Origin of the sequence: Escherichia sp. MR, assembly GCF_005280595.1 — a bacterium.
In the GTDB taxonomy this organism is placed as follows: domain Bacteria; phylum Pseudomonadota; class Gammaproteobacteria; order Enterobacterales; family Enterobacteriaceae; genus Escherichia; species Escherichia ruysiae.
Genome location: NZ_SZVK01000019.1, coordinates 32,638 through 56,332, shown reverse-complemented (window position 1 = coordinate 56,332; position 23,695 = coordinate 32,638). Strand labels below are relative to the sequence as shown.

At 49.1% G+C, this 23,695-nt stretch carries 27 protein-coding genes, 1 tRNA gene and 2 pseudogenes; 13 read left to right on the top strand and 17 right to left on the bottom strand.

What is annotated here, in order from left to right:
• The first annotated feature begins 142 nt into the window (after nucleotides 1-142).
• A complete protein-coding gene (locus FC814_RS10920) occupies nucleotides 143-892 on the top strand; it encodes a C40 family peptidase (RefSeq protein WP_000093874.1) in 750 nt (249 codons plus the stop codon).
• Between the two features lie 56 nt (nucleotides 893-948).
• Here the strand turns inward: FC814_RS10920 and FC814_RS10915 are convergent, their stop codons facing one another.
• Nucleotides 949-1,305 carry a type II toxin-antitoxin system HicB family antitoxin gene (locus FC814_RS10915; protein ID WP_024165144.1) on the bottom strand — a complete coding sequence of 119 codons (357 nt, stop codon included), beginning with the start codon at nucleotides 1,303-1,305 and terminating at the stop codon, nucleotides 949-951.
• Nucleotides 1,306-1,383: 78 nt separating this feature from the next.
• Nucleotides 1,384-3,096: pseudogene (locus tag FC814_RS10910) on the bottom strand (flagellar biosynthesis protein FlhA); the annotation flags it as partial.
• On the opposite strand from FC814_RS10910, the gene lafU reads away from it, so the two are divergent.
• From lafU to prfH, 5 genes are all read left to right on the top strand, one after another.
• Nucleotides 3,068-3,835: a putative lateral flagellar export/assembly protein LafU gene (lafU, locus tag FC814_RS10905; RefSeq protein WP_137325931.1), complete on the top strand. Its 768-nt coding sequence runs from the start codon at nucleotides 3,068-3,070 to the stop codon at nucleotides 3,833-3,835. The pseudogene FC814_RS10910 and the gene lafU sit on opposite strands and share 29 nt — an antisense overlap.
• A 128-nt stretch (nucleotides 3,836-3,963) precedes the next feature.
• Nucleotides 3,964-5,019, top strand: a complete 1,056-nt coding sequence (gene dinB, locus FC814_RS10900; protein ID WP_001226214.1) for a DNA polymerase IV — start codon at nucleotides 3,964-3,966, stop codon at nucleotides 5,017-5,019.
• Complete coding sequence (locus FC814_RS10895) at nucleotides 5,016-5,468, top strand: GNAT family N-acetyltransferase (RefSeq protein ID WP_137325930.1); 453 nt, start codon at nucleotides 5,016-5,018, stop codon at nucleotides 5,466-5,468. The genes dinB and FC814_RS10895 overlap by 4 nt, the downstream gene beginning before the upstream one ends.
• Nucleotides 5,469-5,785: 317 nt before the next feature.
• The gene (locus tag FC814_RS10890) at nucleotides 5,786-6,925 is read left to right on the top strand and encodes an RNA ligase RtcB family protein (RefSeq protein ID WP_205713601.1); all 1,140 of its coding nucleotides are present in this window, start codon (nucleotides 5,786-5,788) and stop codon (nucleotides 6,923-6,925) included.
• Entirely contained in the window at nucleotides 6,922-7,536 is a 615-nt protein-coding gene (prfH, locus tag FC814_RS10885) for a peptide chain release factor H (RefSeq protein ID WP_137325928.1), read from the top strand. Before FC814_RS10890 ends, prfH begins: the two co-directional genes overlap by 4 nt.
• 54 nt (nucleotides 7,537-7,590) lie before the next feature.
• Here prfH and pepD read toward each other — a convergent pair whose 3' ends face one another.
• Nucleotides 7,591-9,048, bottom strand: a complete 1,458-nt coding sequence (gene pepD / locus FC814_RS10880) for a cytosol nonspecific dipeptidase (RefSeq protein ID WP_001292990.1) — start codon at nucleotides 9,046-9,048, stop codon at nucleotides 7,591-7,593.
• Between the two features lie 260 nt (nucleotides 9,049-9,308).
• On the opposite strand from pepD, the gene gpt reads away from it, so the two are divergent.
• From gpt to crl, 3 genes are all read left to right on the top strand, one after another.
• Nucleotides 9,309-9,767, top strand: a complete 459-nt coding sequence (gene gpt / locus FC814_RS10875; protein WP_001291989.1) for a xanthine phosphoribosyltransferase — start codon at nucleotides 9,309-9,311, stop codon at nucleotides 9,765-9,767.
• Nucleotides 9,768-9,859: 92 nt separating this feature from the next.
• Complete coding sequence (gene frsA, locus FC814_RS10870; protein ID WP_000189561.1) at nucleotides 9,860-11,104, top strand: esterase FrsA; 1,245 nt, start codon at nucleotides 9,860-9,862, stop codon at nucleotides 11,102-11,104.
• A gap of 57 nt (nucleotides 11,105-11,161) precedes the next feature.
• Nucleotides 11,162-11,563, top strand: a complete 402-nt coding sequence (gene crl / locus FC814_RS10865) for a sigma factor-binding protein Crl (protein ID WP_000174679.1) — start codon at nucleotides 11,162-11,164, stop codon at nucleotides 11,561-11,563.
• Between the two features lie 37 nt (nucleotides 11,564-11,600).
• Here crl and phoE read toward each other — a convergent pair whose 3' ends face one another.
• The gene (gene phoE / locus FC814_RS10860) at nucleotides 11,601-12,656 is read right to left on the bottom strand and encodes a phosphoporin PhoE (RefSeq protein ID WP_137325927.1); all 1,056 of its coding nucleotides are present in this window, start codon (nucleotides 12,654-12,656) and stop codon (nucleotides 11,601-11,603) included.
• Nucleotides 12,657-12,943: 287 nt separating this feature from the next.
• Here phoE and proB point away from each other — a divergent pair, with 287 nt between their 5' ends.
• From proB to FC814_RS10845, 3 genes are all read left to right on the top strand, one after another.
• A complete protein-coding gene (proB, locus tag FC814_RS10855; RefSeq protein WP_001285271.1) occupies nucleotides 12,944-14,047 on the top strand; it encodes a glutamate 5-kinase in 1,104 nt (367 codons plus the stop codon).
• Between the two features lie 11 nt (nucleotides 14,048-14,058).
• On the top strand, nucleotides 14,059-15,312 hold the full coding sequence (proA, locus tag FC814_RS10850; protein WP_085460414.1) for a glutamate-5-semialdehyde dehydrogenase: 1,254 nt from the start codon (nucleotides 14,059-14,061) through the stop codon (nucleotides 15,310-15,312).
• 114 nt (nucleotides 15,313-15,426) lie between these two features.
• Nucleotides 15,427-15,502 (top strand) — tRNA-Thr (locus FC814_RS10845).
• A 14-nt stretch (nucleotides 15,503-15,516) separates the two neighbouring features.
• Here FC814_RS10845 and FC814_RS10840 read toward each other — a convergent pair.
• The 13 genes and pseudogenes from FC814_RS10840 to FC814_RS10780 all read right to left on the bottom strand — a co-directional run bounded on the left by FC814_RS10840 (nucleotide 15,517) and on the right by FC814_RS10780 (nucleotide 23,357).
• Nucleotides 15,517-16,634, bottom strand: a pseudogene (locus tag FC814_RS10840) (tyrosine-type recombinase/integrase).
• On the bottom strand, nucleotides 16,556-16,906 hold the full coding sequence (locus FC814_RS23130) for a helix-turn-helix domain-containing protein (RefSeq protein ID WP_071830316.1): 351 nt from the start codon (nucleotides 16,904-16,906) through the stop codon (nucleotides 16,556-16,558). The pseudogene FC814_RS10840 and the gene FC814_RS23130 overlap by 79 nt, the downstream one beginning before the upstream one ends.
• Nucleotides 16,878-17,156: a DUF4222 domain-containing protein gene (locus FC814_RS10830; RefSeq protein ID WP_000488407.1), complete on the bottom strand. Its 279-nt coding sequence runs from the start codon at nucleotides 17,154-17,156 to the stop codon at nucleotides 16,878-16,880. The genes FC814_RS23130 and FC814_RS10830 overlap by 29 nt, the downstream gene beginning before the upstream one ends.
• Before the next feature lie 47 nt (nucleotides 17,157-17,203).
• Complete coding sequence (locus tag FC814_RS10825; RefSeq protein ID WP_033554594.1) at nucleotides 17,204-17,422, bottom strand: TraR/DksA family transcriptional regulator; 219 nt, start codon at nucleotides 17,420-17,422, stop codon at nucleotides 17,204-17,206.
• A 98-nt stretch (nucleotides 17,423-17,520) separates the two neighbouring features.
• Nucleotides 17,521-17,736, bottom strand: a complete 216-nt coding sequence (locus tag FC814_RS10820) for a hypothetical protein (RefSeq protein WP_000188870.1) — start codon at nucleotides 17,734-17,736, stop codon at nucleotides 17,521-17,523.
• A 76-nt stretch (nucleotides 17,737-17,812) separates the two neighbouring features.
• Complete coding sequence (locus FC814_RS10815; RefSeq protein ID WP_000129285.1) at nucleotides 17,813-18,370, bottom strand: phage N-6-adenine-methyltransferase; 558 nt, start codon at nucleotides 18,368-18,370, stop codon at nucleotides 17,813-17,815.
• Complete coding sequence (locus FC814_RS10810; RefSeq protein WP_000682319.1) at nucleotides 18,363-18,524, bottom strand: DUF1317 family protein; 162 nt, start codon at nucleotides 18,522-18,524, stop codon at nucleotides 18,363-18,365. Before FC814_RS10810 ends, FC814_RS10815 begins: the two co-directional genes overlap by 8 nt.
• Nucleotides 18,521-19,201, bottom strand: a complete 681-nt coding sequence (locus FC814_RS10805) for a lambda exonuclease family protein (RefSeq protein ID WP_137325926.1) — start codon at nucleotides 19,199-19,201, stop codon at nucleotides 18,521-18,523. The genes FC814_RS10810 and FC814_RS10805 overlap by 4 nt, the downstream gene beginning before the upstream one ends.
• Nucleotides 19,198-19,983, bottom strand: coding sequence for a phage recombination protein Bet (bet, locus tag FC814_RS10800; RefSeq protein WP_105906434.1), 786 nt, complete (start codon nucleotides 19,981-19,983; stop codon nucleotides 19,198-19,200). The genes FC814_RS10805 and bet overlap by 4 nt, the downstream gene beginning before the upstream one ends.
• A 5-nt stretch (nucleotides 19,984-19,988) precedes the next feature.
• On the bottom strand, nucleotides 19,989-20,285 hold the full coding sequence (locus FC814_RS10795) for a host-nuclease inhibitor Gam family protein (protein ID WP_000995455.1): 297 nt from the start codon (nucleotides 20,283-20,285) through the stop codon (nucleotides 19,989-19,991).
• Between the two features lie 75 nt (nucleotides 20,286-20,360).
• Entirely contained in the window at nucleotides 20,361-20,567 is a 207-nt protein-coding gene (locus tag FC814_RS10785) for a cell division inhibitor protein (protein ID WP_107316934.1), read from the bottom strand.
• Between the two features lie 485 nt (nucleotides 20,568-21,052).
• Entirely contained in the window at nucleotides 21,053-21,955 is a 903-nt protein-coding gene (locus FC814_RS22845; protein ID WP_023568614.1) for a hypothetical protein, read from the bottom strand.
• Between the two features lie 709 nt (nucleotides 21,956-22,664).
• Nucleotides 22,665-23,357, bottom strand: coding sequence for a helix-turn-helix transcriptional regulator (locus tag FC814_RS10780; RefSeq protein ID WP_032316961.1), 693 nt, complete (start codon nucleotides 23,355-23,357; stop codon nucleotides 22,665-22,667).
• Nucleotides 23,358-23,467: 110 nt separating this feature from the next.
• Between FC814_RS10780 and FC814_RS10775 the strand changes: the two genes are divergently transcribed.
• Nucleotides 23,468-23,695 carry a helix-turn-helix domain-containing protein gene (locus tag FC814_RS10775; RefSeq protein ID WP_000184665.1) on the top strand — a complete coding sequence of 76 codons (228 nt, stop codon included), beginning with the start codon at nucleotides 23,468-23,470 and terminating at the stop codon, nucleotides 23,693-23,695.

Here is a 23,695-nt window from a genome sequence, read left to right as displayed (position 1 = left end):
AAGCGTATGTATCGCGGATTAATTACTTATTTCCTAAGATTATGAAACCCCAATATTAATATGCAAATAAGCAATTAATAATCCCGTTTACTCCCTCGGTCTTTTAAAATTCTCACCTTCATTCAGCCGGTTTATGTCCTTCATGTCTTCGTTCTTTCACGGCAGATTTCTGCATCCAGGCGTGTTTTCGTTATGCGTTTTGCTTCCTGTACTCGCCAGCGCCACCACATCACACATCTCTTTCAGCTACGCCGCCCGCCAGCGGATGCAAAACCGTGCGCGTTTATTAAAACAATACCAAACCCATCTGAAAAAACAGGCCAGCTACATTGTGGAAGGTAATGCCGAAAGCAGAAAGGCGCTGCGCCAGCATAACCGCGAACAGATAAAACAGCATCCTGAATGGTTTCCTGCGCCACTCAAGGCGAGTGACAGACGCTGGCAGGCACTGGCAGAGAACAACCATTTCTTAAGCAGCAATCATCTGCACAACATTACCGAAGTAGCGATCCACCGCCTGGAGCTGCAGCTTGGCAAGCCCTACGTCTGGGGCGGCACGCGGCCCGATAAAGGCTTCGACTGTAGCGGGTTAGTTTTTTATGCCTACAACAAGATCCTCGAGGCGAAACTTCCGCGCACGGCGAATGAGATGTATCACTACCATCGGGCGACGATTGTGGCGAACAACGACCTGCGCCGGGGGGATTTGCTGTTTTTCCATATTCATAGCCGTGAGATAGCTGACCATATGGGCGTGTATCTGGGCGATGGACAGTTTATCGAGTCGCCACGCACCGGGGAAACCATTCGGATAAGTCGCTTAGCCGAACCTTTCTGGCAGGATCATTTTTTGGGCGCGCGACGGATTTTGACGGAAGAGACGATTTTGTAAATGGGTAATATTGACGATCAGGCAAAGGGGCGGATGCCATGCGGCATCCGGCCTGTTTACATCTGGGCTGAAAACTCACGTTCTAAGACATCAACAATGAGCTGGTTTTTTGAAATGGAATGTTGCCTGGCGACGATGGTCAGCCGTGAATCGATGTGATGAGGAACGCGCAGCGTCAGGCGTTTTTGCTCTTCTTCTTCACGAAAAGGGGCAATGCCGTCCTCTTCACAATCTGCAATCCACTCATCCAGCGCGCTTTCACCTTCACGGTACAATGCTTCAATGCTTGTGGCCACAAAGTCGCAATAACCATTTACATTAAGGAATTTGCCGCGAAATGCGTTGATATCAGCTTCAAATGTCACTGCGGCTGGTTGACCTTTAATTGTGATAATGTTCGATGCTTGAGATATTAATGAACGCGTTTTCATCATCTTATCAATCCCTGACGTCATAAATTGATGTCATCGTATTGCGTTTCTTAAAAGGCATCAACTCAACGCCCCCATAATCTTCAACTCCAGCTCATCCGGCACTTCGTTATACGACAGCACATGCAGCCCCGGCGCAAACAATCTCGCATAGCGCGCCAGTAAAGGGCGTAACTGCGGCGGCACCAGCAACACCGGGTCTTTCCCCGCCGCTTTCATCTGCTCTTTCACCTGCGGCATCGTGCTCTGGAACTGGTTGAGCATATTCGGGTCAACCGGCACGCTGTCGAGCATCACTTTCCCGCCCTGTTGCGCCTGACTCACCACATTGGTCAGCAGATTTTCCAGCTCATTATTCAGCGTATATACCGTCAGCTCCTGCTTGCGAACGAACGGATGGGTAATGCTACGCCGCAGCGCCAGGCGCACATCGGCTGCCAGCAGAATATGATCTTTGGTCACTGTACTACTGGCAACTAGCACGGTGGCGATGGTGACGATATCGCGCAGGGAAACGCCTTCGGTCAGCAGCGCACGGTACACTTTCAGCAACTGGCTGTAATTCAGCGCCGCGCTCAAATCTTCCGCCAGGCGCGGTGCCATCGACGACAGGCGGTTATGTAACTGCGTAATATCGTCATAGTTAAACAAATCAGGGATATAGCTGCGCACAATCTTGTTCACATGGGTGGCAATCACGCTGGCGCTGTCGATCACCTGATACCCCATATTCAGCGCCTTCGCTTTCTGCGCAGGTTGAATCCAGGTCACCGGCATCCCATACGCCGGGTCATTCCCCAGCACGCCATCAATCTCGCCGTAGGTTTCGCTGGAGGGCAGGGCCATCAGTTTATCCGCCGGAATATCCGCTTCATCAGCCTTAATGCCGTTGATGAAAATAGCGTACTGGCTGGGCTTGAGGCGGAAGTTTTCCCGAATACGGATCTCCGGTAGCAGCACGCCGTTGCCGTCGGAAATCACCTGCCGCACGCCGCGAATACGCTGGGTGAGCGGGTTACCCTGTGCTTTATCGACCAGCGCCACCAGCTTATAACCGAGGCTTAAACTGATGGGTTCGATCAGCGGAATGGTCTCCCAACTGACCTGTTGCTCGCTGGTTTCGGTGATAGTGCGGGTCAGCGTTTCGAGGCTTTTCTCTTCCGCCTCCGCCGCCTGAGGGCGTTTGCTCATCCGCCAGCCGGTAAAACCAAGCAGGGCGCTGAACATCAGGAACGGGAAGTGTGGCATTCCCGGCACCACCGCCAGCACGAACATAATCCCGGTGGCGGTGTAGAGCACCGACGGGCTTGCCAGCAGTTGGTGGCGCACGTCGTGGGCGATATCGCCGTTGTCGCTGACGCGGGTGACAATAATCGCCGCCGCAGTGGAGAGCAGCAAGGAAGGTATCTGCGCCACCAGGCCGTCGCCGATGGTCATCAGCACGTATTGCTGGAAGGCGGCATCGGCGCTCAGGTTGTATTTGAAGATCCCGATACAGACACCGCCGATCAGGTTGATTGCCAGAATCATCATCCCCGCGATGGCGTCCCCGCGCACAAACTTCGATGCCCCGTCCATCGCGCCATAGAAATCGGCCTCGCTGGCAACATCTTTACGCCGGGTTTGCGCCTGCGCCTGGTTGATCAACCCGGCGTTAAGATCGGCGTCAATCGCCATCTGCTTGCCGGGCATCGCGTCCAGGGTAAAGCGGGCAGAAACCTCGGAGATTCGCTCGGCCCCTTTAGTGACAACGATAAAGTTGATTGTCAACAGCGTCAGTAAATCCGAGCGCGAAAGCATTATGGCGGCGCTGCATGGGCAGTCGATCTTCAACGGTGGCGGGCTGTCGCCGTTAAATAAAATAAGCCCGACTCATCCGCCGAAACCGACTACCGTGGCGGTGCCGGAAGAAACCGAGAAAAAAGCACGTGATGTGAACGAGAAAACGGCGTTACTGAAGAAGAAATCCGCCACTGAACTGGGCGAGCTGGCGACCAATATCAATACCATCGCCCGTAATGCGCATATGGAAGCCAATCTGGAGATGGAGATTGTCCCGCAGGGATTACGCGTGCTGATTAAAGATGACCAAAACCGCAATATGTTTGAACGCGGCAGCGCGAAGATTATGCCGTTTTTTAAAACGCTGCTGGTAGAATTAGCGCCGGTTTTTGACTCACTCGATAACAAGATCATTATCACCGGGCATACCGATGCGATGGCCTATAAAAGCAATATCTATAACAACTGGAACCTTTCGGGTGACCGCGCGCTTTCGGCCCGTCGGGTGCTGGAAGATGCCGGAATGCCGGAAGATAAAGTGATGCAGGTAAGTGCGATGGCGGACCAGATGCTGCTGGACGCGAATAATCCGCAAAGCGCAGGCAACCGGCGCATTGAGATTATGGTGCTAACCAAAAGCGCGTCGGATACGCTGTATCAATATTTTGGTCAGCATGGGGATAAAGTGGTGCAGCCGCTGGTGCAAAAACTGGATGAGCAGCACGGGTAGCAAAAACGGCCTCCTGTTGGTCAGATAAGCGCAGCGCATCCGGCAATAAGGGGACTGATTGCAGAATCTTTACGCATTTCTCAAACCTTAAAATCACTGTATACTTTACCAGTATTGAGAGGTGAGCGATGCGTAAAATCATTCATGTGGATATGGACTGCTTTTTCGCAGCGGTGGAGATGCGTGATAATCCCGCCCTGCGCGATATCCCTGTAGCTATTGGCGGTAGCCGCGAACGTCGGGGGGTGATCAGCACCGCCAATTATCCCGCGCGTAAATTTGGTGTACGCAGCGCAATGCCGACCGGCATGGCGCTCAAATTATGCCCGCACCTCACCTTGCTTCCGGGGCGCTTTGACGCCTACAAAGAAGCCTCAAATCATATCCGCGAAATCTTCTCGCGTTACACTTCGCGCATTGAGCCGTTGTCGCTGGATGAGGCCTATCTCGATGTCACCGACAGCGTGCATTGCCACGGTTCTGCGACTCTCATCGCCCAGGAAATCCGTCAGACGATCTTTAACGAGTTGCACTTGACGGCTTCTGCGGGCGTGGCGCCGGTTAAATTTCTCGCCAAAATCGCCTCTGACATGAACAAACCCAACGGTCAGTTTGTGATTACACCTGCTGACGTTCCTGCATTTCTGGAAACGTTGCCGCTGGCGAAGATTCCTGGTGTCGGCAAAGTATCAGCGGCAAAACTAGAGGCGATGGGGCTGCGCACCTGTGGTGATGTACAAAAGTGTGATCTGGTGACATTGCTCAAGCGCTTTGGCAAATTTGGCCGCATTTTGTGGGAGCGTAGCCAGGGTATCGACGAGCGCGATGTTAACAGTGAACGGCTGCGTAAATCCGTCGGTGTGGAACGCACGATGGCGGAAGATATCCATCACTGGTCTGAATGTGAAGCGATTATTGAGCGGCTTTATCCTGAACTGGAGCGCCGTCTGGCAAAGGTGAAGCCTGATTTACTGATCGCCCGCCAGGGAGTGAAATTAAAGTTCGATGATTTTCAGCAAACCACTCAGGAGCATGTCTGGCCGCGTTTGAATAAAGCTGACCTAATCGCCACTGCGCGTAAAACCTGGGATGAACGTCGCGGCGGACGCGGTGTACGGTTGGTGGGGCTGCATGTGACGTTGCTTGATCCGCAAATGGAAAGACAACTGGTGCTGGGATTATGAATAACATTCAAATAAGAGACTATCAGTCTGGCGATTTTCAGCAACTATGCGCTATTTTCATTAGAGCGGTTACGATGACTGCCAGTCAGCATTATTCACCGCAACAAATTGCCGCCTGGGCGCAGATTGATGAATCTCGCTGGAAGGAGAAACTCGCACAATCACAAGTGCGGGTTGCGGTGATTAATACACAAACGGTCGGCTTTATTACCCGTATTGAACATTATATCGATATGCTATTTGTTGACCCGGAATACACCCGCTGTGGTGTCGCCAGTGCCTTGTTAAAACCTTTTATTAAGTCTGAATCCGAACTTACGGTGGATGCCAGCATAACTGCAAAACCCTTTTTTGAACGTTATGGTTTTCAGGTGGTTAAGCAACAGCGCGTTGAATGTCGGGGGGCGTGGTTTACTAATTTTTATATGCGATATAAACAGCAACATTAAATCCAGCTTGCAATGAAAATAACGCCCGCCTAATATGTGCGCGTTTTTTTATTCCACAAACTGCAAGGAGGTAAATCATGACAAATCCTTTATCAATGACTCTTTGCAGACCTTTCCAGGATTAATTCTTTTTTTCTTGCCCTGGATTCGTCTGCCATTTTCTGATTTTTATATTTATATACTCTAAATAATTCGAGTTGCAGGAAGGCGACAAGCGAGTGAATCCCCTGGAGCTTACTAAAGTAAGTGACTGGGGTGAACGAACGCAGTCGCAGTACATGCAACTTGAAGTATGACGAGTATAAATGGAATGGTACATGGGCAAATATATTCGTCCCTTATCCGATGCGGTATTTACCATCGCATCTGATGACCTGTGGATCGAGAGTTCAGCGATCCAACAATTACACACCACGGCAAATTTACCCAACATGCAACGCGTAGTTGGGATGCCAGATTTACACCCCGGACGCGGCTATCCGATTGGCGCAGCGTTCTTCTCCGTTGGTCGTTTTTACCCGGCACTTGTCGGCAATGATATCGGCTGCGGCATGGCGCTATGGCAAACAGATATTCTCGCTCGCAAATACAACGCCGATAAGTTTGAAAAGCGATTATCAGCTTTGGATGACGTTGCTGAAGAAAGCTGGCTGGAGGAAAACCTGCCGTCAGCGTTTGCACAGCATTCGTGGCGCAGCGCGCTTGGCTCTATCGGTGGCGGAAACCACTTCGCAGAACTGCAACAGATTGATCAAATCATCGATGCGGAACTGTTTGCACTGGCTGGTCTGGATGCGCAGCATCTGCAACTGCTGGTTCATAGCGGCTCGCGGGGTTTGGGGCAGTCTATTTTACAGCGACATATTGCCTCGTTTTCGCATCATGGTTTGCCTGAAGGCAGTGATGACGCGCTACGGTATATTGCGGAACATGACGATGCGCTGGCGTTTGCGCGTATTAATCGCCAGATGATCGCTCTGCGCATAATGCAACAGGTGAAAGCCAGCGGAAGTCCGGTTCTGGATGTGGCGCATAACTTTGTTAGCGCGTGTCAAATCGGCGATCAACAGGGTTTCTTGCATCGTAAAGGTGCCACGCCGGATGACAACGGTCTGGTGATTATTCCCGGTTCACGCGGTGATTACTCCTGGCTGGTTAAACCTGTTGCGAACGAAAAAACGCTTCACTCGCTGGCGCATGGGGCAGGGCGTAAATGGGGGCGCACCGAGTGTAAAGGGCGGCTGGCAGCGAAATACACGGCGACGCAACTCTCGCGTACTGAACTTGGCAGCCGGGTAATTTGTCGCGATAAACAACTCATTTTCGAAGAAGCGCCACAAGCCTATAAATCGGCAGAAAGCGTGGTGCAATGTCTGGTGCAGGCCGGTTTAATTATTCCTGTCGCGCGGCTGCGTCCGGTGCTGACGCTCAAAAACAGTGGAGGGAAAAAAGGATGATTTTGCTACAACTCTCCTCAGCTCAGGGGCCGGAAGAATGTTGTCTCGCAGTGAAAAAGGCGCTGGACAGGTTGATTAAAGAAGCTACCCGACAAGACGTCGCGGTAACGGTGCTGGAAACAGAAACGGGTCGCTATTCTGACACGCTGCGTTCGGCGCTGATTTCACTTGATGGCGACAGCGCATGGGCATTAAGCGAAAGCTGGTGTGGCACTATTCAGTGGATTTGTCCGAGTCCGTATCGGCCTCATCATGGGCGCAAAAACTGGTTTCTGGGTATTGGGCGTTTTACCGCTGATGAGCAGGAGCAATCCGATGCGATCCGGTATGAGACGCTGCGTTCGTCGGGGCCGGGCGGTCAACATGTTAATAAGACCGACTCGGCGGTGCGCGCCACGCATCTGGCAACCGGAATTAGCGTGAAAGTACAGTCCGAGCGCAGCCAGCATGCCAATAAACGGCTGGCACAATTACTGATTGCCTGGAAGCTGGAACAACAGCAACAGGAAAATAGCGCAACGCTGAAATCGCAGCGGCGAATGTTCCATCACCAGATTGAACGTGGTAACCCGCGACGGACATTTACAGGGATGGCTTTTATCGAAGGATAGTGAAGGGAAACTGCCGGAAGGCGATTAAACGCCATCCGGCAGCAAATCAAATAATTACTTCGCTGGAATTTCTTTCAGCAGTTCAGTCAGAAGCCGCCAGTAATGGCCAACGCTTTCGATATGAACTTGCTCATCCGGAGAGTGTGGTCCGGTGATAGTCGGCCCGATAGAAACCATGTCCATTTCCGGATACGGTTTTTTGAACAGACCACATTCCAGACCCGCGTGGATAATCTGGATGTTCGGCGTCTTGTTGAACAGACGCTGATAGGTTTCACGTACCAGATGCATCACCGGAGAGTTAGCGTCCGGCTGCCAGCCAGGATATGCGCCTTTCGCTTCGGTTTTCGCGCCTGCCAGTTTACCCAGCGAATCCAGCATACTGACCACGTAGTCTTTACCGCTGTCGATCAGAGAACGGATCAGGCAGTGAATTTGTACGTTATTGTCGGTCATGGTTACCACACCGACGTTCAGTGAGGTTTCAACCACGCCTTTTGCCACGTCGGAGTTACGGATCACACCGTTCGGGGTGGCGTTCAACAGGCGAATAAAGGTATCGCGAGATTTGGTGGTCAGCGCAGTTTTGTCGTTCGCTACTGAATCCAGCAGTAATGCCAGGTTTTTCTCTTTCTCGGCCAGCTCGTTTTTCAGGATCTCCTGATAGGTATTCACCAGAGATTTCAGCGCGTCGACTTTATCGGCTGCGACAGCGATGGTTGCAAAGGCTTCACGCGGGATGGCGTTACGCAGTGTGCCGCCGTTGAAATCGATAAGGCGCAGATCCAGTTCTTCCGCATGACCTGCCAGGAAGCGCACCAGCAGTTTGTTTGCATTACCCAGGCCAACGTGGATTTCGCCACCAGAGTGACCGCCTTTCAGACCTTTTAAGGTTAATTTAAAGGTTTCAAAACCAGCCGGAACTGTTTCACGGTCTAAATGCAGGTTGGAGGTGAAGTCGATACCACCCGCGCAGCCCATGTAGATTTCACCTTCTTCTTCAGAGTCGGTGTTAATCAGAATATCTGCCTGTAACCAGTTGCTCTGTAAGCCGAACGCACCGTCCATACCGGCTTCTTCGGTCATGGTCAGCAGCACTTCCAGCGGGCCGTGTACCACGTTGTCATCGGCAAGAACCGCCAGCGCAGACGCCATGCCAATGCCGTTATCTGCACCGAGCGTGGTGCCGCGCGCTTTAACCCATTCGCCATCGATATAAGGCTGGATAGGATCTTTAGTGAAGTCGTGCACGGTATCGTTGTTTTTCTGCGGCACCATATCGAGGTGAGCTTGTAAGACGACCGGTTTACGATTTTCCATACCTGCGGTGGCAGGTTTACGAATCAGGATATTCCCCACTTGATCGCGTTCGACATGGAAACCTTTTTCTTTTGCCCAACCTACAATGTATTCAGCGAGTTGCTCTTCGTGGTAGGACGGGTGAGGAATAGAACAGATTTTGGCAAAAATATCCCACAGCGGCTGTGGAGATAATTGAGACAGTTCAGACACGTTAAGTCTCCTTGTCGATCACCCGCAAAACAGTATTGCAGGTCACAGGGTTAGCAGAAAATGTTGTCAGCACAAGTCAGGCTTGCGAGATATGTTTGAGAATACCACTTTATCCAGCGACAGGTAGTAGCAGTGCGCAAAAAGACGCGGACTTATGTGAAATACTGGTTTTTAGTGCGTCAGATCTCTATAATCTCGCGCAACCTATTTTCCCCTCGAACACTTTTTAAGCCGTAGATAAACAGGCTGGGACACTTCACATGAGCGAAAAATACATCGTCACCTGGGACATGTTGCAGATCCATGCACGTAAACTCGCAAGCCGACTGATGCCTTCTGAACAATGGAAAGGCATTATTGCCGTTAGCCGTGGCGGTCTGGTGCCGGGTGCGTTACTGGCGCGTGAACTGGGTATTCGTCATGTCGATACCGTTTGTATTTCCAGCTACGATCACGATAACCAGCGCGAACTGAAAGTGCTGAAACGTGCAGAAGGCGACGGTGAAGGCTTCATCGTCATTGATGATCTGGTGGATACCGGCGGTACTGCGGTTGCGATTCGTGAAATGTATCCTAAAGCGCACTTTGTCACCATCTTCGCTAAACCGGCTGGTCGTCCACTGGTTGATGATTATGTTATTGATATCCCACAAGATACCTGGATTGAGCAACCGTGGGATATGGGCGTGGTATTCGTTCCGCCTATCTCTGGTCGCTAATCTTTTCAACGCCTGGCTTCGCCGGGCGTTGTTCTTTTTAACTGCAGGCGAGTTACAATAGCTTCCAGTAAGTATTCCTGGAGGTTGCATCCATGACACAGGCAAACCTGAGCGAAACCCTGTTCAAACCCCGCTTTAAACACCCTGAAACCTCGACGCTTGTCCGCCGCTTTAATCACGGTGCACAACCGCCTGTTCAGTCGGCTCTTGATGGCAAAACTATTCCCCACTGGTATCGCATGATTAACCGCCTGATGTGGATCTGGCGCGGCGTTGATCCGCGCGAAATCCTCGACGTCCAGGCGCGTATTGTGATGAGCGATGCCGAACGCACCGACAATGATTTGTACGATACGGTGATTGGTTACCGTGGCGGTAACTGGATTTATGAGTGGGCCACCCAGGCGATGTTGTGGCAACAGAAAGCGTGTGCGGAAGAAAATCCACAAGTCAGCGGTCGTTACTGGCTGCACGCAGCGACGTTGTACAATATTGCTGCCTATCCACACCTGAAGGGTGATGATCTGGCAGAACAGGCGCAGACGTTATCAAACCGCGCTTATGAAGAAGCGGCGCAACGTCTGCCAGGAACGATGCGGCAAATGGAATTCACTGTGCCAGGGGGCGCGCCCATCACCGGGTTTCTCCATATGCCAAAAGGCGATGGTCCGTTCCCGACAGTATTAATGTGTGGTGGTCTGGATGCGATGCAAACGGACTATTACTCCCTTTATGAGCGTTATTTTGCGCCGCGCGGCATTGCGATGTTGACTATCGATATGCCTTCGGTGGGCTTTTCTTCAAAATGGAAGCTCACCCAGGACTCCAGCCTGTTGCATCAGCACGTCTTAAAGGCGCTGCCTAACGTACCGTGGGTGGATCACACTCGCGTCGCGGCCTTTGGTTTCCGTTTCGGCGCTAACGTTGCCGTGCGTCTGGCATACCTTGAATCGCCGCGTCTGAAAGCTGTGGCCTGCCTTGGTCCGGTGGTTCACACCTTGCTGAGTGATTTTAATTGCCAGCAACAGGTGCCGGAAATGTATCTTGACGTTCTGGCGAGTCGTTTAGGGATGCACGATGCTTCCGACGAAGCGTTACGTGTAGAGTTGAATCGCTATTCATTGAAAGTGCAAGGGTTGCTGGGACGTCGCTGCCCAACGCCAATGTTATCAGGCTTCTGGAAGAACGATCCGTTCAGCCCGGAAGAGGATTCACGATTAATCACTTCGTCATCTGCTGACGGTAAATTGTTAGAAATTCCATTTAATCCGGTGTATCGGAATTTTGACAAAGCACTCCAGGAAATTACTAACTGGCTCGAAAAGCGATTGTGTTAAAAATTTGCTAAATTTTGCCAATTTGGTAAAACAGTTGCTTCACAACAGGAGATCGCAATGACGTTACCGAGTGGACACCCGAAAAGCAGATTGATCAAAAAATTTACCGCACTAGGCCCGTATATTCGTGAAGGTAAGTGCGAAGATAATCGATTCTTTTTCGATTGTCTGGCTGTATGCGTCAATGTGAAACCGGCGCCGGAAGTGCGTGAGTTCTGGGGCTGGTGGATGGAACTGGAAGCGCAGGAATCCCGTTTTACCTACAGTTACCAGTTTGGTCTGTTCGATAAAGCAGGCGACTGGACGCATGTTCAGGTAAAAGATGCGGAAGTGGTTGAGCGGCTGGAGCACACCCTGCGAGAGTTTCATGAAAAGCTGCGTGAACTGCTGGCGACGCTGAATCTGAAGCTGGAACCGGCGGATGATTTTCGTGATGAGCCGGTGAAGTTAACGGCGTGAGTGAAAAGTGCCGGATGCATCGCATCCGGCAATATTATTAAAACTGATATGTCATTCCTATCGCGACAATATCATCATTATTAATATTCAACTTATTATCGCTATCCAGCTGGTTGATTTTATAATCAACAAACGCTGACATGTTTTTGTTGAAATAATACGTGGCACCGACATCAATATAATTGACCAGATCCTCATCACCGATACCTTCAATATCTTTTCCTTTCGATAGCACATAACCTAAAGATGGACGCAGACCAAAGTCGAATTGGTATTGAGCGACCGCTTCAAAATTCTGTGTCTTATTAGCAAAACCGCCAGAAATTGGCGTCATTTTACGCGTTTCAGAATAGAAGGTTGCCAGGTAAATATTATTGGCATCGTATTTAAGACCCGTTGCCCACGCTTCGGCACGTTTGCCCGTACCACGGCTTTGCAGATTCTGCTCGTTGGTGCGATCTGAGTTGGTATAGGCCCCACTAATGGCGAAATCGCTGCCGCCAAAGTCATATGTCAATGACGTGCCGAAGCCATCGCCGTTTTGCTTTTTAACGTCGCGGTTTTCGTTTTTCCCTTGATATTGCAGGGTTAAGTTCAGGCCATCGATAACGCCGAAGAAGTCGGTGTTCCGATACGTCGCCAGCCCGCTGGCGCGTTTGGTCATAAAGTTGTCGGTCTGCGCCGAGGAGTCGCCACCAAATTCCGGGAACATATCGGTCCAGGCTTCGACGTCATACAGCGCGCCCAGATTACGTCCATAATCGAAAGAACCTAAATCCTTATATTTCACCCCGGCAAAAGCGAGACGCGTTTTTTGCTGTGCGGTATCACTCTCCGCTTTATTTCCGGCAAACTCCGCTTCCCACCGACCATAACCGATCAGTTGATCGTTAATTTGCGTTTCGCCTTTAAAGCCAAAACGGGTATAACTCTGGTCGCCATCTTTACTGTCATTATCACTCATATAATGCATGGCTTTAACTTTGCCATAGACATCCAGTTTATTACCGTCTTTGTTATATATTTCTGCGGCCTGTACGGATGCAGATGCCACAATACCCATCACCACTAATGCCAGAGTGCTCTTTTTCATTTTCATTCCTGATTTTAATTAACGCGCGAATATTCAGCGGGAGAGACCCGTTGAAAACAGGAAAGTTTTTAACTTGAGATTGTTAAAGATATATTACAGATTAATAATATTCTTAAAATGTGGTAATTTATTAAATCTGTAATAAAAACGTAAACAACTGCCGCTACGCTTGCTGATCCCGCGCAACAAAACGCTATGCTTTGCTCGCAGATGGTTGGCAACCGGCGACAGTCCTGCTAAAACGTTCGTTTGATATCATTTTTCCTAAAATTGAATGGCAGAGAATCATGAGTGACAGCCAGACGCTGGTGGTAAAACTCGGCACCAGTGTGCTAACAGGCGGATCGCGCCGTCTGAACCGTGCCCATATCGTAGAACTTGTTCGCCAGTGCGCGCAGTTACATGCCGCCGGGCATCGGATAGTCATTGTGACGTCGGGCGCGATTGCCGCCGGACGTGAGCACCTGGGTTACCCGGAACTGCCAGCGACTATCGCCTCGAAGCAACTATTGGCGGCGGTAGGGCAGAGTCGACTGATTCAACTGTGGGAACAACTCTTTGCAATTTACGGCATTCACGTCGGGCAGATGTTACTGACCCGTGCCGATATGGAAGACCGTGAACGCTTCCTGAATGCCCGCGATACGCTGCGTGCGCTGCTCGATAACAACATCGTTCCGGTAATTAATGAGAACGATGCTGTTGCTACGGCAGAGATTAAAGTCGGCGATAACGACAACCTTTCTGCGCTGGCGGCGATTCTGGCAGGTGCCGATAAGCTGTTGCTGCTGACCGATCAAAAAGGTTTGTATACCGCTGACCCGCGCAGCAATCCGCAGGCGGAACTGATTAAAGATGTTTACGGCATTGATGACGCACTGCGGGCGATTGCCGGTGACAGCGTTTCAGGTCTTGGAACCGGCGGCATGGGCACCAAATTGCAGGCGGCGGACGTGGCTTGCCGTGCGGGGATCGACACCATTATTGCCGCAGGTAACAAGCCGGGCGTCATTGGTGATGTGATGGAAGGTATTCCTGTCGGTACGCTGTTCCATGCCCAGGCAACGCCTTTAGAAAATCGTAAACGCTGGATTTTTGGCGCGCCACCTGCGGGTGAAATTACCGTTGATGAAGGTGCGACTGCTGCTATTCTTGAACGCGGCAGCTCCCTGTTGCCGAAAGGTATTAAAAGCGTGAGCGGCAACTTCTCGCGTGGTGAAGTCATTCGTATTTGCAACCTCGAAGGTCGCGATATAGCCCACGGTGTCAGCCGTTACAACAGCGATGCATTGCGTCGCATTGCCGGACACCACTCGCAAGAAATTGATGCAATACTGGGATATGAATATGGCCCGGTTGCCGTTCACCGTGATGACATGATTACCCGTTAAGGAGCAGGCCGATGCTGGAACAAATGGGCATTGCCGCGAAGCAAGCCTCGTATAAATTAGCGCAACTCTCCAGCCGCGAAAAAAATCGCGTGCTGGAAAAGATCGCCGATGAACTGGAAGCACAAAGCGAAAATATCCTCAACGCTAACGCCCAGGATGTTGCAGACGCGCGTGCCAATGGCCTTAGCGAAGCGATGCTTGACCGTCTGGCACTGACGCCCGCACGGCTGAAAGGCATTGCCGACGATGTGCGCCAGGTGTGTAACCTCGCCGATCCGGTGGGGCAGGTGATTGATGGTGGTGTGCTGGACAGCGGTCTGCGTCTGGAGCGTCGTCGCGTCCCACTTGGCGTGATTGGGGTGATTTATGAAGCGCGCCCGAACGTGACGGTTGATGTCGCTTCCCTGTGCCTGAAAACCGGTAACGCGGTGATCCTGCGCGGTGGTAAAGAAACCTGCCGCACCAACGCTGCAACGGTGGCGGTGATTCAGGACGCCCTGCAATCCTGCGGTTTACCGGCAGGCGCAGTGCAGGCGATTGATAATCCGGATCGCGCATTGGTGAGTGAAATGCTGCGTATGGATAAATACATCGACATGCTGATCCCGCGCGGTGGCGCTGGTTTGCATAAGCTGTGCCGCGAGCAGTCAACGATCCCGGTGATCACCGGCGGTATTGGCGTCTGCCATATTTATGTTGATGAAAGTGCAGAGATAGCTGAAGCCCTGAAAGTAATTATCAACGCGAAAACTCAGCGTCCGAGCACATGTAATACGGTAGAAACGTTGCTGGTAAATAAAAACATCGCTGATAGCTTCCTGCCCGCATTAAGCAAGCAAATGGCGGAAAGCGGCGTGACGTTACACGCAGATGTAGCTGCGCTGGCGCAGTTACAGGCAGGCCCTGCGAAGGTGGTGGCTGTTAAAGCCGAAGAGTATGACGATGAGTTTCTGTCATTAGATTTGAACGTCAAAATCGTCAGCGATCTTGACGATGCCATCGCTCATATTCGTGAACACGGCACCCAGCACTCCGATGCGATCCTGACACGTGATATGCGCAATGCCCAGCGTTTTGTTAACGAAGTGGATTCTTCTGCTGTTTACGTCAACGCCTCTACACGTTTTACCGACGGCGGCCAGTTTGGTCTTGGCGCGGAAGTGGCGGTAAGCACACAAAAACTCCACGCGCGCGGCCCGATGGGGCTGGAAGCACTGACCACTTACAAGTGGATCGGCATTGGTGATTACACCATTCGTGCGTAAACAAAACCGGGTGATGCAAAAGTAGCCGTTTGATTCACAAGGCCATTGACGCATCGCCCGGTTAGTTTTAACCTTGTCCACCGTGATTCACGTTCGTGAACATGTCCTTTCAGGGCCGATATAGCTCAGTTGGTAGAGCAGCGCATTCGTAATGCGAAGGTCGTAGGTTCGACTCCTATTATCGGCACCATTTAAATCAATAAGTTACACATCATTAGTACCTTCCTTATTTTTTGACTGGGACAAATTTGGGACAGATGGGTTCAGGATCGAGTCTATTTGCCGTGCGTGTTCGGTAAGGTGATTAGGTGCAAGGTGAGCATATCGACGAACCATTTCGATAGACTCCCAGCCTCCCATTTCCTGTAACACTGACAACGGGACTCCGGCTTGAACCAGCCAGCTTGCCCAGGTGTGTCTCAAGTCGTGAAATCTGAAATCATCAATACCAGCCCGTCTCAGCGCCGCTTTCCAGGCTGTGTTTGCGTCATACCGCATCTTCCTGACCGTTGGCGCTTTCGTTCCGTCTGGTTTGGTACAGCTTTCCTTGTACACAAATACCCAACGGTGATGATTCCCGATTTGTTTTTTCAATACGCGACATGCAGTATCATTCAGCGCAACGCCAATTGCGCGGTTTGATTTACTCTCTTCCGGGTTTATCCATGCCACCCGGCGCTGCATGTCTATTTGTTGCCATTCAAGGTTGATGATGTTCGAGCGTCTTAAGCCTGTTGCCAGTGCAAATTCAACAACAGACTTTAATGGCTCCGGACATTCATCAATCAGCCTTTGTGCTTCATGGGGCTCCAGCCAGCGGATCCGTTTATTCTTTGGTTGAGGCACTTTAATAATTGGTGCCTTATCCAGCATTTTCCATTCACGCTCTGCGGCTCTTAGTAGGGCCTTTATAAATGAAAGATGCGTAGCCTTCGTTGCAACGGACGCTGGTTTTGGCGTGTATTCTGGAACAGGTTTCCCTTTTTTTCTGCATGCTTCTGCCCTGAGTTTCCAGTTTTCCTCATGACGCCGGTTCGTCATTTTCTGCATTGCTGAATAAATTTTTGATTCAGTAATGTCTCTTAGTTGCATTCCTGCGAAATGTTGAAGCCAGAATCCGATCCGGCTTTTGTCATCGTCCAGTGATTTTTATGTGCTTTCTCTTCAAGCCACCTGACACACGCTTCCTCGAACGTTATATCAGGTATTTCACCAAGTTTGCTGACCCGCCATGCTTCAGCCTTTAGCTTGTCATGGAGTTCTGTCGCCTGCCTTTTGTCCTTTGTTCCAAGAGACTGTTTAAATCTTTTACCGTTCGGCAATGTGAAACTGGCGTACCATATTTCACCTCTGCGGAAGAGTGACATTTTCTTTCCTCTGTTATGCCATCACCCGCGCTCACCTGGACAGTATGCAGCGGAGACTGAAGCGCCGCAATGCAGGCTTGTCGCGTTGTGAGGTAAGGAGATTTTGGTTTAGTGGGGTCTTTGCGTGTTGCCTGTAGGCGGCCTGTTCGTATCCAGTTGGTGGCGGTTGGTCTGGATATCTTAAGAAACTGACAGGCCTCATCGAGTGTGAGGCTGTATGATTCCATGGTTACCTCTGCTTTTTGAACGCATGTCACGTAACTTCTTAATGTGTTCTGCCGTTTCGATCTCTTCTGCTATCCGATCTGCATCAGCTTTATTCACAGGTTCAAAGTCATGATTAAAGCGGAACATGCTGGCGATACATGTTCTGCCTTTTCGGATGTAGTGAACTTTGTTGTGGGTAGAACGCAGGATTTTGCAGGGAGTGCCGTGGTGGTCGACGTACCAGGTGTTAGGAAAAATGATTCTGAACATTTTTACACCTCAGTTGGACGATGTTGAAATTTGCTGCTTTGAGGCCATCACAATCCCCATTGTTTGTTCTTAAGTTCGATCTCCTCCTGGCAACTTGCACAAGTCCGACAACCCTGAACGACCAGGCGTCTTCGTTCATCTATCGGATCGCCACACTCACAACAATGAGTGGCAGATATAGCCTGGTGGTTCAGGCGGCGCATTTTTATTGCTGTGTTGCGCTGTAATTCTTCAATTTCTGATGCTGAATCAATGATGTCTGCCATCTTCCATTAATCCCTGAATTGTTGGTTAATACGCTTGAGGGTGAATGCGAATAATAAAAAAGGAGCCTGTAGCTCCCTGATGATTTTGCTTTTCATGTTCATCGTTCCTTAAAGACGCCGTTTAACATGCCGATTGCCAGGCTTAAATGAGTCGGTGTGAATCCCATCAGCGTTACCGTTTCGCGGTGCTTCTTCAGTACGCTACGGCAAATGTCATCGACGTTTTTATCCGGAAACTGCTGTCTGGCTTTTTTGATTTCAGAATTAGCCTGACGGGCAATGCTGCGAAGGGCGTTTTCCTGCTGAGGTGTCATTGAACAAGTCCCATGTCGGCAAGCATAAGCACACAGAATATGAAGCCCGCTGCCAGAAAAATGCATTCCGTGGTTGTCATGCAGCCTCCCGACGGGCAAGAATCCTTGAGCCGAACGCCATCAACTCTCCACGATCAACGGTCGTAAAGTGGCAGTGTGTACGGGGGTATGGGTGCCAGATAATGAGCATCGAGCCTTTATTATTTCCACTGACGGGTTTCTCAGTGAGTGGGTTAATAAATGCCAGTCGTCCTGCCGTGATGAATCTGACCTCACTGGCGGTTTGTATCGCTTCATGAAACCATCCGACAGATGTGTCAGCAGGCAATAACATTACACATCCCACACTACTGAATTTGTTTTCAGTGGCTGCCTTTTTCACAAAAGGGGAAATATTGCTGTATGGTGGATTCAACCAGACATAACCAGAGGCATATCCCATTGCTTCAGGCCATGAAGTGGTTAATGTGTTCTGCTCCTGTGAGATAAAAAGCCGACATAGTCGGTTTTTTTCGCTGGCGGCAGCATCAAGTTGAAAAACGAACTCTGCATTAAGCGCAGCAAAAATCTCTGGTGGTGTGCGCCAGCTGTCGCGATGTTCGGCAGGAGTATTGCTTCCGGTGAAATCAGTCATACAGCCCCCGTTTATTATTTATCTCCTCAGCCAGCCGCTGTGCTTTCAGGGGATTTCGGATAACAGAAAGGCCGGGAAATACCCAGCCTCGCTTTGTAACGGAGTAGACGAAAGTGATCGTGCCTACCCGGATATTATCGTGAGGATGCTTCATCGCCATTGCTCCCCAAATGCAAAACCAATTTCAGCTAGTGCCTCGTCCATTTTTTCGATGAACTCCGGCACCATCTCGTCAAAACTCGCCATGTACTTTTCATCCCGCTCAACCACGACATAATGCAGTCCTTCACGCTTCATACGCGGGTCATAGTTGGCAAAGTACCAGGCATCTTTTCGTGTCACCCACATGCTGTACTGCACCTGGGCCATGTAAGCCGACTTTATGGCCTCGAAACCACCGAGCCGGAACTTCATGAAATCCCGGGAGGTAAACGGGCATTTCAGCTCAAGGCCATTGCCGTCACTGCATAAACCATCGGGAGAGCAGGCGGTACGCATACTTTCGTCGCGATAGATGATCGGGGATTCAATAACATTCACGCCGGAAGTGAACTCAAACAGGGTTCTGGCGTCGTTCTCGTACTGTTTTCCCCATGCCAGCGCCTTAGCATTAACTTCCGGAGCCACACCGGTGCAAACCTCAGCCAGCAGGGTGTGGAAGTAGGACATTTTCATGTCAGGCCACTTCTTTCCTGAGCGGGGCTTTGCTATCACGTTGTGAACTTCTGAAGCGGTGATGACGCCGAGCCGTAATTTGTGCCATGCATCATCCCCCTGTTCGACAACTCTCACGTCGATCCCGGTACGCTGCAGGATAATGTCCGGTGTCATGCTGCCACCTTCTGCTCAGTGGCTTTCTGTTTAAGGAATCCAAGAGCTTTCACTGCTTCGGCCTGTGTCAGTTCTGACGATGCGCGAATGTCGCGGCGAAATATCTGGGAACAGAGCGGCAATAAGTCGTCATCCCATGTTTTATCCATGGCGATCAGCAGAGTGTTAATCTCCTGCATGGTTTCATCGTTAACCGGAGTGATGTCGCGTTCCGGCTGACGTTCTGCAGTGTATGCAGTATTTTCGACAATGCGCTCGGCTTCATCCTTGTCATAGATACCAGCAAATCCGAAGGCCAGACGGGCACACTGAATCATGGCTTTATGACGTAACATCCGTTTGGGATGCGACTGCCACGGCCCCGTGATTTCTCTGCCTTCGCGGGTTTTGAATGGTTCGCGGCGGCATTCATCCATCCACTCGGTAACGCAGATCGGATGATTACGGTCCTTGCGGTAAATCCGGCATGTGCAGGATTCATTGTCCTGCTCAAAGTCCATACCATCAAACTGCTGGTTTTCATTGATGATGCGGGACCAGCCATCAACGCCCACCACCGGAACGATGCCATTCTGCTTATCAGGAAAGGCGTAAATTTCTTTCGTCCACGGATTAAGGCCGTACTGGTTGGCAACGATCAGTAATGCGATGAACTGCGCATCGCTGGCATCACCTTTAAATGCCGTCTGGCGAAGAGTGGTGATCAGTTCCTGTGGGTCGACAGAATCCATGCCGACACGTTCAGCCAGCTTCCCTGCCAGCGTTGCGAGTGCTGTACTCATCCGTTTTATACCTCTGAATCAATATCAACCTGGTGGTGAGCAATGGTTTCAACCATGTACCGGATGTGTTCTGCCATGCGCTCCTGAAACTCAACATCGTCATCAAACGCACGGGTAATGGCTTTTTTGCTGGCCCCGTGGCGTTGCAAATGATCGATGCATAGCGATTCAAACAGGTGCTGGGGCAGGCCTTTTTCCATGTCGTCTGCCAGTTCTGCCTCTTTCTCTTCACGGGCGATCTGCTGGTAGTAACGCGCCCAGCTCTGAGCCTCAAGACGATCCTGAATGTAATAAGCGTTCATGGCTGAACTCCTGAAAATGGCTGTGAAAATATCGCCCGCGAAATGCCAGGCTGATTAGGAAAACAGGAAAGGGGATTAGTGATTCAGGCTGTTACCGCGTCCGTCGAGAAAAACTTCCACGAGCAAATCACGGGTATAAGTGCGCTCGATGCCGCGATGCAGATATAGCCGTCCGCGTAAATTAGCTGATGCAGTCCAGGTACCATCTTTGTGTTTGACCAGCATTCCTGGCATGACCGCACCTCGATTAACGGTCTGCGTTCCGTAATGTTGATGAACCATAAAAACTCCTGCCCGTAAGCTGGGCTGCTGAACATATAGAGACTTCTGCGCGTATTCAGGCGGTGGATGGCCGCCGGTTGTCATAACTAAGCCGCCTCGTTGAAGCGACTAAGGTATGAAGTGTTGAGTTGATTTCAGCTGGTCACACCGACGTTCACGCGTCCGCTTCACCCCTCGCACTCCCCGGAGCCTGCTGAAATTCAAGCTGCGGATCTAAGCGGTCATCGCAACGGTGAATCAGGTGGTTGCCGTATCGTTGTGTTGTTGCGACATGGTGATAATAGCTATTGCTATTGGTTGTATCAATACTTATTGCTATTGATTGATGTGTTTTGATATTAACTGTTTGATAGCAAAAAGAATTAATTTTGTGACTTGCATCGCATAGCGATAACTGAAGGGAGGTTGTGGTGGTTTTTCGAACGGTTTGTGTGATGAGGGGAGGGGACAAAAGAAAACCCGGCGCGGTGGCCGGGTGCAAATGATTAAATTTCTGAGTACAACGCGATAGGTTCTATGAAAAACTCATTTTCTGTTGGTTTACAGAACGTTGACTCGATATTTGCTAATGCATCATTCATGTTCCATGCTGCACTTCGTATATCAATCATTGCTCTTTCTGAGTCTGTATTATTGATTGTATCTTTACCTGATTGCGTTACTATACCAACAATAGTAAATTCTCTGGTCGTTTTTCTGGAGTATAGTTTCACTAACATTTCTGGCGTTAGCTTTAAAAATCCCCGAATTAAGAAAGATGTAAATTTGTAATCATTAATTTTTTGTGATATTTCAAGCTCATCTCCATAAGCATAATTTAAAACAATTGATAGGTTGTCAAAGAAAGCTTTTTTGTTTTTCATGGCACTTTCTTTTATTTGTTCTAATAAATTATCGCGAAGTATTTTTAAATCTTTTTTTACATTTGGCTTTGCTGTCTTATCAGAAATCAAGATGTCAATATTTTCTAATTCATCATGTTTGTGAACATAATGAATAGCATATCCAAGGTCAGTAAAATTTTTAGTGGTATCTTTTAGTTTTTTATAATCATTAATTTCAATAGCACATTTTATTTTTACGAATTGTCCTGATTCAATCTCCTCTGGATAAAAATCCCCAGAGGAGATTGATTTGATGAGTCCTCTATGAAACAGTTCTTTTTCAAATTTCAAGTAATGGTAGTCATGCGGGTTTATAACAGTCGATAGCTTATTTGTATCACTAGTATTACTAGATTTTGTCTGCGTTTTGACCTCGACCGCATCAGAGTTTGATAGCGTTGATGCCTGCTCTTCTACGGCTGATTGAACAACTCCTTCGAATAACTGTGAACTGAGGGAGTAAACTTTTTCGTAATCAATGTAAATTATATTTTTTAACGACATAGTAATACCTGTTATCGATATCTAAGTGCTTTTGCTTTCTCGGCAAAATGCTCACTATTTTTCTTTCTTATGTTTTCAATGGACGCTAGTGCGTCTTTATATTTTTTGAGGTTATTTCTTGAGAGAAATGCAAGATATACAGGAATGATAACTGTTATTATAAAGAGCAAGATCATTAAATAATACATAATCACTCCTTGGTTAAAATATCATTATTTATAATAGCACATTGAACGGAGTTTTGTCCAATATATAGCGATATTAAGCATGTAATTATTACTAGTATCTTGGTGAATGTTAAATCCAAAAGTTCCTCTGCCAACATGCTTATTATGTATATAGTAGAGAAAATCACTATAAAAATAATGGAGAAGGTTGTATTTACTATGAATTTATTTTCACTTTTGAAACTCGGTTTACCAATGCCAAAGTAAATGCTTGATATTTGTATGGCGAAACCAAAGCATACTAACTCAGTAATATTAAAAAGCTCAATGTCTTTTTTTATAATCATGAATGAAATCAATCTAATTATAATTGGGATCGCACCAACTATAACTGTCCCACACCACCACTTAAAATAATCAGCATGTATATTTCCATTCATTGTAATGGCTTCCGTTTTTCCTATAAATATACGCTCATACAATTTGTCCCGTGGCCAACTATATTTGGCCTATCTCACAAACACATAACATTAGCAATAAAACTACCCATGCTTCCTATACGTCTGCGGCATGCTTCCAATGACTTTCCCGAAGATAAACACCCGGTTCATCTCGTCTTTCTCGATCGGGTCCCACGGTGAGTAGCTCTTGTTATCAGAGATAACCAATAGCTTGTCCTTCATCATTTGTAGGCGCTTAACATGGGCTGTGTCGTCGTACAGGAACGCATAGATACCATCGCCATCGAAAGATTTAACTGTGATATCAACGAACAGCAGGTCACCAGGTTCGATCGTCCCTGACATACTGTCACCGCGCACGTTAATGATGCGGATATTTTCCGCCTTCCTGCCATCGAACATATGGCGAGCATCGTCCTGGGAGTACTCAACTGAACGTAGAACTTCTACGAATTCGCGGTTAATGACACCAGGACCAGCGCTTACTTCTATGTCAAGAACGTCAATCTTGAAGTATTTGGGATGGTTGGCAGTAGGCTTCCCTAATTGTTGACCGTCATTTCTCATCGGGCCTATGCCTGATGAGAGCCACTCTGTTCGAACACCCAATGCATTAGCTATTTCAACAATTTTTGTTGAGCCGCGCGCGTTGCCGCTTGTCAGTCTCCAGATTGTGGGTTGAGCTACGCCAGACGCCTTTGCAAGAGCGCCTTGAGACATTCCAGATTGTTCCATCGCTAGGTTTAAGCGATCAGCAAGAGTTTCTTTTTTCATAAGTTTTAATTTATACGCTTGCGTATTGATGGTCAAAACACGTTTTGCTATTGTTATGGTTAATACGCATTGCTATTATTTATTCATTGTAATACCAATAGGAATCGATAATGACAAATCAAACCATTCAACTCGCAATCAGTATTACAGGTAGTCAAAAACGACTGGCAGATCTATGCGGTGTAGCCCAGCCCACTGTTTGGCGTTGGCTACACGGTGGCGGAATTGATGCCCGCTATGTAATGAAAATTGTCTCAGCCACTGGTGGAAAGATTAAACCAGCAGATATTCGTCCCGACCTCGCACCATTGTTTAACGCGAGTAATTCTGCCGCCTAA

Bases quoted from the DNA above. Each gene is read 5' to 3' on its own strand.
- FC814_RS10920 (WP_000093874.1), top strand. From the start codon at position 143: ATGTCTTCGTTCTTTCACGGCAGATTTCTGCATCCAGGCGTGTTTTCG.
- dinB (WP_001226214.1), top strand. From the start codon at position 3,964: ATGCGTAAAATCATTCATGTGGATATGGACTGCTTTTTCGCAGCGGTG.
- FC814_RS10895 (WP_137325930.1), top strand. From the start codon at position 5,016: ATGAATAACATTCAAATAAGAGACTATCAGTCTGGCGATTTTCAGCAA.
- FC814_RS10890 (WP_205713601.1), top strand. From the start codon at position 5,786: ATGGGCAAATATATTCGTCCCTTATCCGATGCGGTATTTACCATCGCA.
- prfH (WP_137325928.1), top strand. From the start codon at position 6,922: ATGATTTTGCTACAACTCTCCTCAGCTCAGGGGCCGGAAGAATGTTGT.
- gpt (WP_001291989.1), top strand. From the start codon at position 9,309: ATGAGCGAAAAATACATCGTCACCTGGGACATGTTGCAGATCCATGCA.
- frsA (WP_000189561.1), top strand. From the start codon at position 9,860: ATGACACAGGCAAACCTGAGCGAAACCCTGTTCAAACCCCGCTTTAAA.
- crl (WP_000174679.1), top strand. From the start codon at position 11,162: ATGACGTTACCGAGTGGACACCCGAAAAGCAGATTGATCAAAAAATTT.
- phoE (WP_137325927.1), bottom strand. From the start codon at position 12,656: ATGAAAAAGAGCACTCTGGCATTAGTGGTGATGGGTATTGTGGCATCT.
- proB (WP_001285271.1), top strand. From the start codon at position 12,944: ATGAGTGACAGCCAGACGCTGGTGGTAAAACTCGGCACCAGTGTGCTA.
- proA (WP_085460414.1), top strand. From the start codon at position 14,059: ATGCTGGAACAAATGGGCATTGCCGCGAAGCAAGCCTCGTATAAATTA.
- FC814_RS23130 (WP_071830316.1), bottom strand. From the start codon at position 16,906: ATGGAATCATACAGCCTCACACTCGATGAGGCCTGTCAGTTTCTTAAG.
- FC814_RS10830 (WP_000488407.1), bottom strand. From the start codon at position 17,156: ATGTTCAGAATCATTTTTCCTAACACCTGGTACGTCGACCACCACGGC.
- FC814_RS10825 (WP_033554594.1), bottom strand. From the start codon at position 17,422: ATGGCAGACATCATTGATTCAGCATCAGAAATTGAAGAATTACAGCGC.
- FC814_RS10820 (WP_000188870.1), bottom strand. From the start codon at position 17,736: ATGACACCTCAGCAGGAAAACGCCCTTCGCAGCATTGCCCGTCAGGCT.
- FC814_RS10815 (WP_000129285.1), bottom strand. From the start codon at position 18,370: ATGACTGATTTCACCGGAAGCAATACTCCTGCCGAACATCGCGACAGC.
- FC814_RS10810 (WP_000682319.1), bottom strand. From the start codon at position 18,524: ATGAAGCATCCTCACGATAATATCCGGGTAGGCACGATCACTTTCGTC.
- FC814_RS10805 (WP_137325926.1), bottom strand. From the start codon at position 19,201: ATGACACCGGACATTATCCTGCAGCGTACCGGGATCGACGTGAGAGTT.
- bet (WP_105906434.1), bottom strand. From the start codon at position 19,983: ATGAGTACAGCACTCGCAACGCTGGCAGGGAAGCTGGCTGAACGTGTC.
- FC814_RS10795 (WP_000995455.1), bottom strand. From the start codon at position 20,285: ATGAACGCTTATTACATTCAGGATCGTCTTGAGGCTCAGAGCTGGGCG.
- FC814_RS10785 (WP_107316934.1), bottom strand. From the start codon at position 20,567: ATGGTTCATCAACATTACGGAACGCAGACCGTTAATCGAGGTGCGGTC.
- FC814_RS22845 (WP_023568614.1), bottom strand. From the start codon at position 21,955: ATGTCGTTAAAAAATATAATTTACATTGATTACGAAAAAGTTTACTCC.
- FC814_RS10780 (WP_032316961.1), bottom strand. From the start codon at position 23,357: ATGAAAAAAGAAACTCTTGCTGATCGCTTAAACCTAGCGATGGAACAA.
- FC814_RS10775 (WP_000184665.1), top strand. From the start codon at position 23,468: ATGACAAATCAAACCATTCAACTCGCAATCAGTATTACAGGTAGTCAA.